This is a genomic window from Shewanella sp. MF05960, assembly GCF_050849305.1.
Classification (GTDB): domain Bacteria; phylum Pseudomonadota; class Gammaproteobacteria; order Enterobacterales; family Shewanellaceae; genus Shewanella.
On record NZ_JBOZPS010000011.1, the window covers coordinates 51,907 to 67,517 of the forward strand.

Genomic DNA, 15,611 nt, shown 5'->3' on the forward strand with positions numbered 1-15,611 from the left:
TCAACACTTATTAAATGTTAATTAATCGTTAATGGCAAGGGCTAAAACAATTGAAAAATCGCCTAACAGGGTTAGGCGATTGTGGTGCTGATGCTTATTTAAATTTAGCTAACGTTTTAGCCAAATCATTCACATCTAGCACGTTGTAGTCAGGTTGTGCCGCTAGTGGGAACAACACTTTACCAGGACGACGAATAAATGCAGTTTGTAGGCCTGCCTTATCGGCACCAGCAATATCCCAACCGTGGGCTGCAACCATTAGGGCTTCGTTAGCGTTAACGCCTAAATCTTTAATGGCCCATTGGTAAGTGCTTAAATGCGGCTTAAATACCCCGACAGACTCGATGCTTAAGTTGGCATCAAAATATTGGCTTAAGTTTGCATTTTTAAGCTGTAATTGAACGCCTTCTAATGATGAATTCGTTAAGGTGACTAGCTTATAACCTTGAGCTTTTAATGCCGCTAAACCCTCTGCAACATCTGGATGCGCTGGTAAAGAGCGTAATGGCGTAACAATAGCGGTTTTAGCTTGTTCGTGAGTGATGGCAATACCGTTAATTTCGGCCACCATTTCGAGTGATGCCACTCCAATATTACCAAACGATTGATACTCGCCAGTCGCTGAAACCACTAAAGAGTGATGCAACATGGTTGAGAACCATAATGGCAATAAATCGTCACGACCATTTAGCGCAGTACCGACTGATTTACGCATATTTTCTAGATCTAACAGGGTTTCATTCACATCAAAAATAATCACTTTTGGCTTGGTGAGTTGTGCTGCGGATTCTGTTGAGTCATTAGCAAAAGCGTTGCTGCTGTTAAGCAACAAAAATGCACTAGCAAGTGATAGTAGTGTGCGGATTTTCATAATACCTCTGTCAATATGGGTTAGGTTAAGGGTGAACGATCTTGAGCGTTCGTTCATAATATGCCTAGCCTAAATGAAATAGAGCTTAAAATCACCCTTTAATTGATATTGGCTGTTGAATGAAATAGCAATCGTGCGTTTGAAATTAACTTTAAATTCGCTAAAAACCGGCGGCAGTCATAGCATACCAACGCCGGATATATAGCTTAGCGAGGCAGGGCAACCACCTGGCCATTTTTGACCACGTTTTGACAAGGGTTAACCCCATAGGCATACGCCAGTTGTGCTGGAGTGCTGATATCCCATAAGCAAAAATCGGCCTGTTTGCCCACAGTAATACTGCCAACGCGATGCTCGAGCCCCAATGCCTTGGCGGCATTAAAGGTCACACCTTGTAAGGCTTCTTCTGGGGTTAACCTAAATAAGGTACAAGCCATGTTAAGCATTAATAAGGTTGAACAAATCGGTGATGAACCGGGGTTAAAGTCGCTGGCAACCACCATCGGTACCTTGTATTGACGCAGTAAATCGATGGGCGGTAATTGAGTTTCGCGTAAAAAGTAAAAAGCCCCGGGTAATAAGGTCGCGCAGGTACCACTTTCGCTTATCGCTTTAACTCCCGCCTCGTCTAAATACTCAATATGATCAACCGACTTAGCACCCAAGCTTGCGGCTAAGGCGCTACCACCCATATTAGATAACTGCTCAGCGTGTAGTTTTATCTGCAACCCGGCTTGTTTAGCCGCACTTAATACTCGCTCGGTTTGCTCAAGATTAAAGGCGATATTTTCGCAAAATACATCAACAGCATCTGCTAAACCTTCTGCAATAACCGCGGGTAGCATGTCATTAATCACAAGGTCGACATAACCGTCTACATCGTTCTGGTATTCTGGCGGAATGGCATGGGCGCCTAAAAATGTGGTGCTAACATCGATATGATGATGCTCGCCAAGCTCACGAGCGACCCGCAATAGTTTGAGTTCGGTTGCGGTATTTAAGCCGTAACCCGATTTAATCTCAACGGTGGTAACACCTTCTCTGGCGAGGGCATTTAAGCGTTGGCGGCCTAATTCAAATAACTCTGCTTCGTCGGCATCGCGACAGGCATTAACCGTTGAAATAATACCGCCACCTGCGCGGGCAATATCTTGATAACTGGCGCCTTGGAGCCGTTGTTCAAACTCGTTGGCGCGATTGCCAGCAAACACCAAGTGAGTGTGCGCGTCGATAAGTCCTGGGGTTATCCAACCCCCTTTACCTCTGTAAACCGGCGTTGCCAAAACATCAAATTCGGGCAGTTCACTGCGTGGGCCGACCCAGGCTATTTTACCGTCTTTTACGGCAATCGCAGCTTGAGGTATCGTCCCGTAAGCACCATGAACGCTCGGGTCCATCGTTGCTACGTTGACATCTATCCAGACTTGATCCCACACCATGATAACCCCTAGAAAGACAAAATCGCGGTAAATAATTATTCGCTAAACAATACTTGTTTTAACTTGTATATACAAGGTAGAGTTGATGCAGTAATAAACAATCATCCTATTTTAATGAGCGTGGAAACCCTGATATGGCCCAAGCAAAATTTGCCCAAATTAAACAATTTATTTTGAGCCGTATTGAAACAGGCGAATGGCAAGAAAACGAACGCGTGCCGTCTGAAAACCAATTAACGGACTTGTTTGCGTGTAGTCGCATGACCGCAAGGCGGGCGTTAACAGAGCTGGTGGACTCGGGCGTGTTAGAGCGTACTCAAGGCGTGGGGACTTTTGTTGCGGGGTTAAAATCACAATCGTCACTGTTGGCCATTCGTAATATTGCCGACGAAATTAAAGACCGTGGCCATGGTTATAGCGTTACACCGCTTGAGTTAACACAAATATCTGCCACAACCGTTGTCGCAAATGCGTTAGGGCTTGAGGTTGGCAGTCCGGTGTTTTATTCGGTTTTGGTGCATTGCGAGCAAGGTTTGCCCCTGCAAGTGGAAGAGCGATTTGTTAATCCTGCGTTGGTTCCCAATTATTTAGCACAAGACTTTACGTTGCAGACGCCCCACGAATATCTCTCTGCCGTAGCGCCGTTAACTGAAGCGCGCCATACCGTTGAAGCCATCATGGCCGATGAACGATTACAGCAGCAATTAGCGATAACTGCGACTGAACCTTGTTTACAAATTTTACGCCGCACCTGGTCGCGCCAAGGAGTGGTGAGTTTTGCGCGGCTAGTACATCCCGGTAGTAAGTTTAAATTAACCTCTGCGTTGGTAAACAAATGATGCCAATCAATGAATTTATCGTACCCAGTTAGCAGCCATAAGATTAATACCTAAAACCTAAAATTTATTACAACAAGACCAATAAAAAACCAAACCGAATTAATCGGTTGAAGAGGATAATATGGACAAACGACATGACCCAAGCCGTCGCATTATTGCGCCACACGGTACTCAATTACAGTGTAAAAGTTGGCTAACTGAAGCGGCAATGCGGATGTTAATGAACAACCTTCACCCCGATGTTGCTGAACGCCCAGAAGATTTAGTGGTATACGGCGGTATTGGACGCGCCGCACGTGACTGGCAAAGTTACGACAAAATTATTGAAGTATTGCAGCGCCTTGAAGACGATGAAACTTTATTGGTGCAGTCGGGTAAACCTGTTGGGGTGTTTACTACACATGCGAATGCGCCAAGAGTGATTATTGCTAACTCAAACTTAGTGCCACATTGGGCTAACTGGGAGCACTTTAATGAGCTCGATAAAAAAGGCCTGGCGATGTACGGCCAAATGACCGCTGGTTCGTGGATTTACATTGGTTCGCAAGGCATTGTGCAAGGTACTTACGAAACCTTTGTTGCCATGGCAAAGCAGCACTTTAATGGCTCGTCAGCAGGTAAGTGGATTTTAACTGGTGGCTTAGGCGGCATGGGCGGCGCACAACCACTGGCCGGTACTATGGCGGGTTACTCGGTACTCACCTGCGAAGTGGATGAAACCCGTATCGATTTTCGCATGCGCACGGGTTACGTCGACAAAAAAGCCACGTCATTAGACCAAGCCTTAGCGATGATTTACGAAGCAAACCAAAACGGCAAGCCTGTTTCAGTCGGTTTATTAGCCAATGCTGCTGATGTGTTTACTGAGTTAGTGACCCGCGGTATTACCCCTGATGTGGTGACCGACCAAACGTCCGCGCACGACCCATTAAACGGCTATTTACCGCAAGGTTGGAGCTTAGAATACGCAGCGAAAATGCGTAAAACTGACGAAGCCGCTGTGGTTAAAGCCGCTAAACAGTCGATGGCGGTGCAAGTGAGAGCCATGTTGGCATTGCAAGCCGCAGGTGCAGCAACGACCGATTATGGCAATAATATTCGTCAAATGGCATTTGATGAAGGTGTAACAAATGCCTTTGATTTCCCTGGATTTGTGCCTGCGTATGTTCGACCTCTATTTTGTGAAGGTATTGGACCATTTCGTTGGGTTGCGCTGTCTGGCGATCCTGAGGATATCTACAAAACCGACGCCAAGGTTAAAGAGTTAATTCCTGATAATCCCCACTTACATCATTGGCTCGATATGGCGCGTGAGCGTATTGCGTTTCAAGGTTTACCTGCGCGTATTTGTTGGGTCGGTTTAAAAGACCGTGCTCGTTTAGCGTTAGCGTTTAATGAGATGGTTAAAAGTGGCGAGTTGTCGGCCCCAGTAGTCATTGGTCGAGACCATTTAGATTCAGGCTCAGTTGCCAGCCCCAATCGCGAAACTGAAGCCATGCTTGATGGCTCAGATGCGGTGTCAGATTGGCCATTAATGAATGCGTTATTAAATACCGCCAGTGGCGCCACCTGGGTGTCGTTGCATCATGGTGGAGGCGTAGGCATGGGTTTTAGTCAGCATTCTGGTGTGGTGATTGTGGCCGATGGTAGCGACGAGGCCGCGGTGAGGTTAGGGCGCGTATTATGGAATGACCCTGCAACTGGTGTAATGCGTCATGCCGATGCGGGTTACGACCTTGCAAAAAAATGTGCTAAAGAGCAAGGCTTAGACCTGCCAATGTTAGGAGCGTAACCCATGTCGACTTACTCAATTGAACTGATCCCAGGTACCTTAACACTGGCACAAGTCCGTGCGATTAGCCGTAATAGCGTTAAGCTAACGCTTGCCAAAGATGCGATTAAAGACATTAATCAAAGTGCTGAAATTGTTCAGCAAGTGCTACGTGAAGGTCGCACGGTTTATGGTATAAACACCGGGTTTGGTTTATTAGCCAACACCAAAATAGCGCCGCAAGATTTACAGCTATTACAGCGCTCAATCGTGTTGTCTCATGCCGCAGGTATTGGACAATATATGCAAGATGCCACGGTGCGTTTAATGATGGTGTTAAAAATAAACTCATTAAGTCGTGGCTTTTCAGGTATTCGATTAGAGGTGATTGAATTTTTAATGCAGTTGGTTAACGCCGGTGTGTATCCGTGCGTACCCGAAAAAGGCTCTGTAGGTGCGTCTGGCGACTTAGCACCATTAGCACATATGTGTTTGCCATTATTAGGCGAAGGCGAGATGAGCTACCAGGGACAGATTATATCGGCAAGCGAAGGACTAGAGATTGCCGGATTAGCACCGATTGAGCTGGCCGCTAAAGAAGGCTTGGCATTATTAAATGGCACGCAAGCATCGACCGCATTAGCGCTTGAAGGCTTATTTAATGCTGAAGATTTGTTTGCTGCTAGTTCAGTGATTGGTGCCATGAGTGTTGAAGCGGCAATGGGCAGTCGAAGTCCATTTGATGCACGTATTCATGCGGCGCGTGGTCAAAAAGGTCAAATTGATTCGGCGGCGATATTTCGTCATTTATTAACAAGCGAGTCAGAGATCAGCCAAAGCCACACCAATTGCGAAAAGGTGCAAGATCCATACTCACTGCGTTGTCAGCCACAAGTATTGGGTGCGTGTTTAACTCAAATTCGCCAAGCAGCAGAGGTGTTAGGCTCTGAAGCCAATGGTGTCACCGACAATCCGCTCGTGTTCCAAGATACTGGCGATATTATTTCGGGCGGCAATTTCCACGCCGAACCAGTGGCAATGGCGGCAGATAATTTGGCGATCGCGATTGCTGAAATGGGCTCGATTGCTGAGCGACGTATGGCACTATTAATTGACTCTAGCTTGTCAAAGTTACCACCCTTTTTAGTTAATAATGGTGGGGTAAATTCAGGCTTTATGATTGCCCAGGTCACGGCAGCCGCACTGGCGTCTGAAAACAAAACCTATGCGCATCCTGCTTCGGTAGACAGCTTACCAACATCGGCAAACCAAGAGGATCATGTTTCGATGGCCACTTTTGCCGCGCGACGCTTGCGTGACATGAGCGAAAACACCCGCGGCGTTCTCGCCATTGAATTATTGGCTGCGGCGCAAGGGCTAGATTTTAGAGTCCCATTGCAACCCAGTGCATCAGTGGCTTTGGCTAAAGCAGAGTTAAGGGAGGTTGTGTCGTTTTATGATCAGGACCGCTACTTTGCTCCAGATATCGAAAACTCGGTCGATTTATTGCTTAGTGCCAGTTTCAATCGACTATTACCGCAAGGGTTAATGCCAAGCTTTTAGGTCAGATTTTTAGACAACACTTTTAGTCCACACTTTTAGCGTTAAATTAATACCCAATCAACTTGAAGATACGTGTTTCAGAGCTTCACCGTGTTTTCAATACTAGGCGCGTTAATGCGGTAATGTAGGCACCTTATAAATTAGCGCAACAACGTAGTGGAAACACGGTGAAACTCCCAAGGGGCAAGTTTTACACGCGTTTATGCTGTGTTATTGATTTTGGAAAGGGAACGACCATTACCCGCAATCAATGCCTTGCTTAAACGCGTGTAAATTCTTGCTGAAATCGAGCATCTTCAGGTTGTTTGGGTATATATAATAAAAGGGCCGCAAGGTCCTTTTTATTCGGTAAAATTTCTGAAATATTGCTGGTGGTATGTTGAGTTAATTTTATTGAATGAATGTGCTGAATTGAATCGTCATTTAAGTGCATAATGTTGGCTGTAAACCTTTACACTTTGGTTTGTCTTTTTGGATATTAAACGTTCTTTTGTGTAAAGGACAATGTTGCTAAGGATTGTGTGTGAATACAGAAGTACGTATTGAAATTGCGGCCTGGTTAACGAGCCTAGGTATTAACAGCCAACCTACAGATGGGTTAGCGACCTCGATATTAATTTTTTCCTGTTTATTGATTGCTGGGGTCGGTTATTACATTGCACATCGTTTTGTGGTGCATGGGTTAAATGTGATTATTCGTCGTTCGTCGGTGACGTGGGACGATATCTTTATGCGTTTCAATGTACTCGAACGCCTTGCGCTATTGGTGCCAATAGCGATTCTCGACTTGCTCATACCGATAGTGCTGACGTCACATGACCTTGCCAGCATGATTATTGATCGCTTGCTGAGCTCGTTATTAGTGTTTTTCATCTTACGCGCTATTTACAGTGCATTGAATGCCGCTGATGAAATTGCCGACGTTAATCATATTAACCGCCGCTTACCCGTAAAGAGCTTTGTCCAGCTAACCAAATTATTCCTGTTTTTTATTGGTTTAATTGTTGTCTTCGCAATCTTAGCCGACCGGTCGCCTATCTATTTCTTTAGTGGTTTAGGTGTTGCCACCGGTTTAGTGATGTTGGTATTTCGCGACACTATTTTAGGTTTTGTCGCAGGTATTCAGTTAGCGGCGAATCGTATGGTGAGTAAAGGCGACTGGATCCAAATGGATAAGTACGCTGCAGACGGTGCGGTAGAAGATGTGACGCTAACCACGGTCAAAGTGCGCAATTGGGACAATACCATTACCATGATCCCTGCCTACGCGTTAGTGTCTGACGCCTTTAAAAACTGGCGTGGCATGTCTGAGTCTGGCGGTCGCCGTATTAAACGTTCAGTGAATATCGACGTTAACAGTATTCAGTTTTTAACCGATGAAGAACGTATTCGCTTAGGCAAAGTTAATTATTTAAAAGAATATTTGCCGCAAGCATTCAGTGAAATCAGTGCCGCTAATGCCAGTATTAGTGACATTGAGATGAAAGTGAATGGCAGAAGACTCACTAATATCGGTACTTTTAGAGCGTATTTACAAGAGTATTTGCGTCGTCATGACAAAATTCATAAAGACATGACGTTAATGGTAAGGCAGTTGGCTCCGACTACCGAAGGCTTGCCGATAGAGCTGTATATTTTTACCAATGATATCCGTTGGACTTATTACGAAGCGATTCAAGCGGATATTTTTGATCATATTTTTGCGGTATTACCCGAGTTTGGCTTACGTGCATTTCAAATACCGACCGGAAATGATATCCGCAGCATTAAACAAGGTGCTGAACAACATTGATCATCGTGCAATATAAAGGAATCTGAAGTGGGCAAGTTATTTGCGCTGATGTGCTTGGCTTTGCTAATGGTGCCTGCAGAGGCTAATTGGTTAAACGACATCAATCGGAAAGTCCGTTCTTTGGGTGCAGAAGAAGCACAGTTCGCTACACCACTTTCAGCGTTAGAGTTGGCAGACTACCCATCTCAATATCAATATCAACGTGTGATGGTGCCGAGCCATGACACGCCTTTATTTGTACTGCAAGCAGGGCTTGAGCATCAAGATACCGTGGTACTCATACATGGCCTAGGTGATTTAGCCTCTAAAGATTGGCTTAGCGTTATCCCTGCATTAGCCGAAAAATACCATGTGGTGGCGATTGATTTACCTGGTTTTGGTTTGTCGCAAGGTGTGGTATTTACTTACTCTCCAAAAGAATATGCCAAAGTGATTGATTGGGTTATTGGGCAGTATCGTCATGCTGGGCAACTGCGCTTGGTTGGTCATTCAATGGGGGCAGCGATTAGTTTGTATTATGCCAGCCAATATCCTGGGCGTATTGAACAGCTAGTATTGGTCGATGCCGCAGGCATTTTAGATCGCACTGCATATATTAAACATCTTTCCACCCGTGATAATGATCAGGCTGATTTACCACAAGGCATGAGGCGAGTATTAGCGCGAGTCGATAACTTTGCCGATAAAATGCTTGAAAAAACCGGCACCGGATTTGACCCAACACGGTTATTTAGCGCTGATTCGTCAGTGCGTAATATGACCATTGGCGAGCAAACGAATATGAATGCCGCATTGGCGCTCATGGAGCAAAACTTTTCGGTGCTCAGTTACCAACAATTGCCTGCCACCCAGATCATTTGGGGGGCACAAGATACCGTAGCACCACTTCGCACAGCCTATGCTTTGCAACATGTGTTGCCTTTGTCTCAATTGCATGTGATTAACGATGCTGGCCATGTGCCGATGAAATCTCACCCTCAGGTATTTAATTCATTATTACTGGCTAGCTTGCAAGCCTCTGCTACCGTGCGCCCATTACGAACGGCTAATCTTAGCCAGCGTGTTGGACGTTGTTTTCAAGATGATCAAACCCAATTTAGTGGTCAATACCAACAGATTATATTGAATGATTGTAAGCTCGTGCGTTTTGATAATGTGGATACGCAACAACTCATCATGACTGATTCGATACTCAACATGGCAAAGAGCCGGATTGGTGCAGTAGGCCAAACAATAGCTGTCACTCGCAGTGTTATTACTGCAACAGATACTGACATAGTGGGCAGAATGATAAGTGATCGCAGTCGTTTTGATTTTGCAGGCGTGACTTTTTACGGCGAGTCGCCAGTGTTTGTATCGCAAGCATCGACTCGGCTGGTGTTGTCGCTGACAAGAATTATCACTGCCACCCACTCAACACGACTGGGTGGCAGTTACGTATTGGCCGAACAAAGTTTAGAAAGCGCCTTATAAATCGTTTACCGTCGCTCTGTGGGCGCTTGTAATTGGTAAACTGGGATGTTTTTGGGGCGATAACCTGTAATTGAGCGGTAAAAATCCATTAATTGATTCATTTCAGCTTCAATATTACCGGTAGGCACCATTGGCGCCGAGAGCACAATTTTTTTACGGCCAAAATCTAATCCCACAGGCACAATCTTAACCTCAGCTTTAACGGCAATATGATAAAAGCCACTTTTCCAGCGGGTAACTGGGCTGCGCGTACCTTCTGGTGCCAGAGCTAATTTATAGTTGGGGTTTTGTTGAAACAGTTGGGCAGCGGCATCCACTAAATTGTTATGTTTGCGTCTATCTACTGGGCTGCCTCCCATTGCACGAAATAACCATCCCCAGGGGGCGATAAACAATTGGTGTTTGCCCAAAAAGTGGATTTTAGTGCCTAATGCGCTGCGGGCCATAATACCGATGATAAAATCCCAGTTACTGGTATGAGGGCCGACTATCATCACGCACGGTTGAGTTTTATCGAGTTGTCCTTCAAACGTCCACCCCAGTAGACGCAGCAATCCTGAGCAAAGTGTAGTTAACATATTGAGTCCTAATCAGAGCATTTATGCTTCTTGTTATTAGTTTTTCGCACCCAATCGGGGCGTTTAGTGATTAAAGCATATAACCCATTATTAGCCAATTGTGTATGAGGATGAACGTTGCGGGCTGACTAAGTGAGTAGCACCCGCATTGATGTGATAAGGGAGTGTTAATGAGTGGTCGGTTTATTAAATTCAGCAATACGTTTGGCTTCGTCTAATATGACTTGTTCTCGCTCTGATTCTGATTTCATTCGTTCAAAATCAAATTTCATCCGTTGCTGTTTAGGCAGTGCTTGGCGTGCGTCCATAATCGGATGGTCTCTGATAATGTCATAGTGAGCGAACAAATTAGGGAAATCAGTGGCGACTTGTTCCGACATTGATAATGCATCAAACAATTTACCGATGCGTACGACACCTTCAGAGAGCTCGCAACGGTCCTCTAGCATGGCCGCCGCAATATAGCGGATATCGGTTAGGATTTGTTGTCTTCGCTCTTCTGCCTTGGCTTGACGTTCAGCTTGCGCTTGTTGGTTAGCCTCAGTACGACGCTTAAGCGTTAATAATAGGTGAGTAGCGTACGCGGCAAGGGCGATGATAATGAGTAATGCAATAACTATGGTGATTGTTGGCACAATTTATCCTTTTTTGAATACAAAACTGGCGCGTACCTAGTTGATTTGGTATTTACCCAATCAACTCGGTGTGCGCCAGTTTATCCCATTCAAATGAAATTCATTGAGTGGTTTAGTCTTCTTTTTGATAATCTTTTAGCAGATCGGCACCCGATTCAAAACGATTCATTAACTCATCGTCAGTCAGTTGCTTTTTAGGGCTTGGCGCTGGCGACTCATCACCTTCAGTTAAGCCTAAGCGTTGCATTAACTGTTCAATTTTATCTAATTGAACGTCTAGCCACTTTTGATCTGCATCAGGAAGAGCACGACCTTCTTCAAGTTGATCAAGTAATTGATTCAGTCTTGGATCGTCTTCTAACTTTAATAACTTTTGCTCGTCAGTTAAGTTAGGCTGTTTAGGCTTAACCACTAATGGCTCAGTAATTGATTTAGGCAATGTTAATGCAACAGGCTTTTTACTGCCATGGCGTGCATCTTTTTTTACCGCTGCGCCACTACCTGATGCTTTACTGAGTAAAGCTTCATTGTGGCGGCTGCCAGATTTACGGCCCGTTTCTGATTTCTTACCATCGACCGTGTTGCGATCGGCTTTTTTTACTCTTGGGGCAAACTTAGGGCCGTTTTCGCCGCCTTTGCGAGTTTTTTTACTGCGAGCCATGATGTTCTCGTTAGGTTTTCTAAACACGTCCTTACAGAGCAATTTCTATAAGGCACTAAATATGGATGCGCTTTATATCAGGTTTTGACGATTTTTGCATCAAAACCAGATCTTTCGATGCAAATAATAGCTCAAAATCGCTATTGGAGGCTAAATATTCGAATGTTGCTTGCTGATAAAAGCTGACATGAGTGGGATTGTTTTTATAGTGCCACTTCGCAAATAAGGCTTTGTCGGTCATCAATGGCGTACTAATGGCTAACCAACCATTAGGTTTAATCAATTGATTGAGTAATTTCCATTCTCGGTATGGATGCCTAAAGTGCTCAAAAACACGATAACAGCAAACAAAATCGTAGCTTTGATTTAATACAGATTGATCTGCTGCGAAGAACGGGTCGTATTGATTAACTCGATGACCAGCCTCGGTAATGGTTTGTTGGCTTTTTCCATCTAATACTCTGCCAAAGTTTAACCCTGTTAAACTGCCTGTTTGTTGCTGCGAGATTTGTTGTAATAACGGTAATACAAATTGTGATAATTGCTTTTGTTTTGAGGAACGTTGCGCTCGACCATAGCGTTGTCGTTCTAGGTTAGGCATAAGGTGTGATTTTGGATTAGCGAAAATTAAGCCGCACTGTGAGCAGGCGTAGAAAGCTCTTTTTTTGTCTTGCACAAAAAACGCAGCTGAATGATGACAAAGTGGGCATGGGCTCATTAACGACAGCAGCACCTTAGTAAACAATATATATAGTGATAACAGTAAATTATATCAATGTCCAAATTCTAATTCAGATTATACCATTCCACATTAATAAGTGACCACTCAGAATGCGTTCAGCGGTTTTTGATTAAGGCGTTGCTATGTAGTCATGTTTGTTCCCTTTCAAATAGCGAGAACGCAGAGCAAAAGCGGCTGGTGCATTCCTTTCAGGCGAGTTTAAAAGGGCTTACACTGCGTTGCATGACTTCGAAAGAGAACAACTATTCATTCAGTCATTCGCCTTGTTTAAGCCCTTTTAAATTCTCGCTGAGAGATCATTTACTAACGAGCAATGGTATTAGTAGAAATAGACTTGCAGACGATAGAACCCTAAAAAACGCATAAAAAAAGGTGGCAGTAAACTGCCACCTCGTAAAACAGTGCTTATACGCACCTTATTCTGATTCCAAGTATCCGTACTTGCTATGTGACTATCCCGGTCAGATCGTAACTTTTATTGTGCTTTCCGTGCTTTTTTAGTTGTTATTGGTCATCGCTGACGCTTTTTTATATTCTGTCGCCGTCCTGACTACAGCTTCCGTAGATGGTCTTCAATGACGCATCATTATCCTAATTGTCTTCTGTGACTAACAGTCAACCATCCTTGTTTTAATGTACCTTCGAGTAAGCTTCTTGTGGGCGCATCTTCAACAATATGTTGGATTTGCGGTTATTTGAATCATTCAAATAACACCAAAAGGGTTACTCTGTTGTGTAAGGTAGTGCTAAATAGCAAATTGACCAGTCGGTCTGTTCCTTACAAATTTTACGACCTGGATTTCAAATTGAAACCGCGACTCATATTATTATTGTTGAGTGGCCTTAAATTATTATTGTTATGTGTTTTCTTTATTCTTATATCTTAAATGTATCAGTCCGAAATCTGCTTGATGTTATTAGATTTATGGTTCAAACAGTTGGGTTTACCTCGGTACGGGGTGTATTTAACTCTAAAACCGTGAACTGTGTCAAGTAATAATCCGTGAAGTTGACGTAAACGTAAGCTTTTAGCGGTAAAAAAAGGGCATTTAAATGCCCTTTTTATTATTCAATATTAAGCTAATTATTTCTTAATGGTTGAAATATATTTAGATAATGCTTCGATATCTGCATCAGATAATTTTTTAGCAACATCTTGCATCATGCCATTCAAATCGTTGTTACGAGTACCGTCACGGAACTTAGTTAACTGGATTTTGATGTAGTTAGCATGTTGACCGCTAATCATAGGGAAGCCAGCTGCGCCAGCGCCACTGCCATCTGGGCCATGACATGCGATACAAGAGGTGATGCCACGAGCTGCGTCGCCACCTTGGTATAGTTTTTCGCCTGCTTCAGTCCCTTCAACCGCTGGATTAGCTGATTGAGTTTGACTCGCAAAGAATGCAGAGATGTCAGCAATGTCTGTATCGCTTAATCCCATTGCCATACCGCCCATAATAGGGTCCATACGGCCTTCTTTACCACCCGTTTGCATGGCAGCGCGGAATTCTGTTAATTGCTTTTCAAGATATGCAGGGTGTTGGCCTGCAATTTTTGGGTACATATCGATCATGCTGTTGCCGTCAACACCGTGACAGGCAGAACATACGATTACTTTAGTTTTGCCGACTTCAGCATTACCTTCAGCCATAGCAGGTGATGACATAGTGGCTACTACAGACAGCGCAAGAGCTAACTTTTTCATGGCGTTCCAACTTCTTGTTAATTTATTGTCCTGAGCTTACTAGGAAGACCCGCAAGCGTGGTAAAATAGTTTTTCCAAGCGCTAATGATGTAGTTTACGTCGTTCGAGTAGAACGAGATCAAATATTACTACATCACACATATCAGCGTTACTTGGGTATATAATGTGATCCAGCTAATATTTTACACGAAAACGTGCAAAAGTAAGCAATTGTTAAACATTTATGGTAATGCGTTTACTGAAAGTAATTAAATTGGAGTGACTAGTGACCGAATCTCGTATCGATTTCCGTAAGGCAAAATTTTTAATCAGTGCGCCAGATATTGCACATTTAGATCAGTATCTACCTGGGGATATCGGGGTTGAGATTGCGTTTGCTGGCCGTTCAAATGCGGGTAAGTCGAGTGCGTTAAACGCACTAACAGAGCAAAAAAGCTTAGCCAGAACCAGTAAAACGCCTGGTCGTACTCAGCTGATTAACGTATTTGAATTAGATGCCGACCGTCGTTTAGTCGATTTGCCGGGTTACGGTTTTGCCCAAGTACCATTGGCATTAAAAAATAAATGGCAGCAAGCATTAGGCGAATATTTGCAAAAACGCGCCTGTTTAAGTGGTGTTGTGGTGTTAATGGATATTCGTCATCCACTGAAAGATCTCGATATGCAGATGATTGAATGGGCGGTATTAAGCCATATTCCGGTGTTAGCGCTGTTGACTAAGTCAGATAAGTTGACCCAAAGCGTCAAGATGAAAACCGTTAATGATGTACGTAAAGCGTTAGGTGAGTTTAGTGACAAGGTACAAATTGAGCCGTTTTCGTCACTGAAAGGCACAGGTAAGCCTAAAGTGCTGAGTATTTTGAATGAATGGTGTCATCCTACATGGTTGGCTGAGCAAAAAGCGTTACGTGAGCAAACCGAACAAGAATAGCCTCTGATGTAATGCGGGCATGTTTTTGAATTAACCGACTTTATGTCGGTTTTTTTATGTAAAAATTCGGATGAAGAAATTGAGGCAAAAAAAAACCGACAACCAAGAGGCTATCGGTACAAAAATTAGCTCTTTTGGGGAGAAGCTAAATTCAACAAGACTCAAGTGCCACCAACTCAATTTGATGGCCCTCAATGACCATAGAATAACTGCTTTTTTATTAAAGTTAAAGTATTTACTCTAAATATTTTTAGGTACGAAAAAAAACCAAAAAAAAGCCCCAGCAACCTAAGTTGCTGGGGCGCCGAATTTGGCTAGTCACTATTGCTAGTGAAATAAAGGTTTGAAAGATTGAACATCTTAACCTCTGTACCCTACAGCTGAGATAATAGCGCATTCGCCTTAAAATGAAAAACTGTTTTTCATAAAAAGATACAATAACTGTGATTGTTACTGCAAAAGTTTGCTTAATTGTTAACCATGTCATCTGGGTTGTTGAGTGTTTTACAAAGTCGTTAAGATTTATACCCATCCGCATGGCGCTTATTTTTAACGAAAGAGATTTTTGTAAAAATCGTGTGCAGGTTTGTAGAGTCCGGCTTATTGAA

13 protein-coding genes are annotated in these 15,611 nt (G+C 43.7%); 6 read left to right on the top strand and 7 right to left on the bottom strand.

The window, feature by feature from the left end:
* Positions 1-94 precede the first annotated feature (94 nt).
* Both ACROAE_RS12615 and hutI read right to left on the bottom strand, forming a co-directional pair.
* Positions 95-871 (bottom strand): haloacid dehalogenase type II, encoded by a 777-nt coding sequence (locus ACROAE_RS12615; protein WP_432402241.1) that lies wholly within the window; start codon positions 869-871, stop codon positions 95-97.
* A 206-nt stretch (positions 872-1,077) separates the two neighbouring features.
* The gene (gene hutI, locus ACROAE_RS12620) at positions 1,078-2,310 is read right to left on the bottom strand and encodes an imidazolonepropionase (protein WP_432402243.1); all 1,233 of its coding nucleotides are present in this window, start codon (positions 2,308-2,310) and stop codon (positions 1,078-1,080) included.
* 134 nt (positions 2,311-2,444) lie between these two features.
* On the opposite strand from hutI, the gene hutC reads away from it, so the two are divergent.
* The 5 genes from hutC to ACROAE_RS12645 all read left to right on the top strand — a co-directional run bounded on the left by hutC (position 2,445) and on the right by ACROAE_RS12645 (position 9,748).
* The gene (gene hutC / locus ACROAE_RS12625; RefSeq protein WP_432402245.1) at positions 2,445-3,149 is read left to right on the top strand and encodes a histidine utilization repressor; all 705 of its coding nucleotides are present in this window, start codon (positions 2,445-2,447) and stop codon (positions 3,147-3,149) included.
* A 121-nt stretch (positions 3,150-3,270) separates the two neighbouring features.
* Complete coding sequence (hutU, locus tag ACROAE_RS12630; protein WP_432402247.1) at positions 3,271-4,941, top strand: urocanate hydratase; 1,671 nt, start codon at positions 3,271-3,273, stop codon at positions 4,939-4,941.
* A 3-nt stretch (positions 4,942-4,944) separates the two neighbouring features.
* A complete protein-coding gene (gene hutH, locus ACROAE_RS12635; RefSeq protein ID WP_432402249.1) occupies positions 4,945-6,483 on the top strand; it encodes a histidine ammonia-lyase in 1,539 nt (512 codons plus the stop codon).
* 523 nt (positions 6,484-7,006) lie between these two features.
* Entirely contained in the window at positions 7,007-8,275 is a 1,269-nt protein-coding gene (locus ACROAE_RS12640; protein ID WP_432402251.1) for a mechanosensitive ion channel family protein, read from the top strand.
* 27 nt (positions 8,276-8,302) lie between these two features.
* Positions 8,303-9,748 (top strand): alpha/beta fold hydrolase, encoded by a 1,446-nt coding sequence (locus tag ACROAE_RS12645; protein ID WP_432402253.1) that lies wholly within the window; start codon positions 8,303-8,305, stop codon positions 9,746-9,748.
* 5 nt (positions 9,749-9,753) lie between these two features.
* Here ACROAE_RS12645 and ACROAE_RS12650 read toward each other — a convergent pair whose 3' ends face one another.
* From ACROAE_RS12650 to ACROAE_RS12670, 5 genes are all read right to left on the bottom strand, one after another.
* The gene (locus ACROAE_RS12650) at positions 9,754-10,326 is read right to left on the bottom strand and encodes a lysophospholipid acyltransferase family protein (protein WP_432402255.1); all 573 of its coding nucleotides are present in this window, start codon (positions 10,324-10,326) and stop codon (positions 9,754-9,756) included.
* A gap of 167 nt (positions 10,327-10,493) precedes the next feature.
* Positions 10,494-10,961: a DUF2489 domain-containing protein gene (locus tag ACROAE_RS12655; protein ID WP_432402257.1), complete on the bottom strand. Its 468-nt coding sequence runs from the start codon at positions 10,959-10,961 to the stop codon at positions 10,494-10,496.
* 112 nt (positions 10,962-11,073) lie between these two features.
* Positions 11,074-11,622 carry a Der GTPase-activating protein YihI gene (gene yihI, locus ACROAE_RS12660; protein ID WP_432402259.1) on the bottom strand — a complete coding sequence of 183 codons (549 nt, stop codon included), beginning with the start codon at positions 11,620-11,622 and terminating at the stop codon, positions 11,074-11,076.
* Positions 11,623-11,677: 55 nt separating this feature from the next.
* A complete protein-coding gene (locus tag ACROAE_RS12665) occupies positions 11,678-12,340 on the bottom strand; it encodes a class I SAM-dependent methyltransferase (RefSeq protein WP_432402261.1) in 663 nt (220 codons plus the stop codon).
* Positions 12,341-13,448: 1,108 nt separating this feature from the next.
* Positions 13,449-14,072 (bottom strand): c-type cytochrome, encoded by a 624-nt coding sequence (locus ACROAE_RS12670; RefSeq protein WP_432402263.1) that lies wholly within the window; start codon positions 14,070-14,072, stop codon positions 13,449-13,451.
* Between the two features lie 265 nt (positions 14,073-14,337).
* On the opposite strand from ACROAE_RS12670, the gene yihA reads away from it, so the two are divergent.
* Positions 14,338-15,003 (top strand): ribosome biogenesis GTP-binding protein YihA/YsxC, encoded by a 666-nt coding sequence (gene yihA / locus ACROAE_RS12675; protein WP_432402265.1) that lies wholly within the window; start codon positions 14,338-14,340, stop codon positions 15,001-15,003.
* Positions 15,004-15,611 lie beyond the last annotated feature (608 nt).

Bases quoted from the DNA above. Each gene is read 5' to 3' on its own strand.
- ACROAE_RS12665 (WP_432402261.1), bottom strand. From the start codon at position 12,340: ATGAGCCCATGCCCACTTTGTCATCATTCAGCTGCGTTTTTTGTGCAA.
- hutC (WP_432402245.1), top strand. From the start codon at position 2,445: ATGGCCCAAGCAAAATTTGCCCAAATTAAACAATTTATTTTGAGCCGT.
- hutU (WP_432402247.1), top strand. From the start codon at position 3,271: ATGGACAAACGACATGACCCAAGCCGTCGCATTATTGCGCCACACGGT.
- ACROAE_RS12650 (WP_432402255.1), bottom strand. From the start codon at position 10,326: ATGTTAACTACACTTTGCTCAGGATTGCTGCGTCTACTGGGGTGGACG.
- yihI (WP_432402259.1), bottom strand. From the start codon at position 11,622: ATGGCTCGCAGTAAAAAAACTCGCAAAGGCGGCGAAAACGGCCCTAAG.
- ACROAE_RS12670 (WP_432402263.1), bottom strand. From the start codon at position 14,072: ATGAAAAAGTTAGCTCTTGCGCTGTCTGTAGTAGCCACTATGTCATCA.
- ACROAE_RS12615 (WP_432402241.1), bottom strand. From the start codon at position 871: ATGAAAATCCGCACACTACTATCACTTGCTAGTGCATTTTTGTTGCTT.
- hutI (WP_432402243.1), bottom strand. From the start codon at position 2,310: ATGGTGTGGGATCAAGTCTGGATAGATGTCAACGTAGCAACGATGGAC.
- hutH (WP_432402249.1), top strand. From the start codon at position 4,945: ATGTCGACTTACTCAATTGAACTGATCCCAGGTACCTTAACACTGGCA.